Here is a 230-nt window from a genome sequence, read left to right as displayed (position 1 = left end):
AGACTTAGTAACTCGGGTACGTAGCCAAATGGATAAGCGTCGAGTGAGTTTATACCTCACCGATAAAGGAAAGGAGTTACTTGATAAAGCACCGCAACCACTACAAGAGCATTTTATTGCTAAGTTTTCGGCACTTGCAGAGTGGGAGCAGAGCCTATTACTGTCGTCAATGCAGCGCATTGCCGCAATGATGGATGCAGATAAACTTGATGCATCGCCTCTGTTAGAAG

General features: G+C 45.2%; 1 protein-coding gene. It reads left to right on the top strand.

The features are described 5' to 3' along the window. The coding region (locus AAEY78_RS15230; protein ID WP_352340377.1) for a MarR family winged helix-turn-helix transcriptional regulator at positions 1-230 on the top strand (230 nt) is incomplete at both ends.

Origin of the sequence: Psychrobacter sp. 16-MNA-CIBAN-0192, assembly GCF_040309565.1 — a bacterium.
In the GTDB taxonomy this organism is placed as follows: domain Bacteria; phylum Pseudomonadota; class Gammaproteobacteria; order Pseudomonadales; family Moraxellaceae; genus Psychrobacter.
Note: the sequence above shows the minus strand (reverse complement) of the source record. Positions and strands in the feature narration are given on the sequence as shown.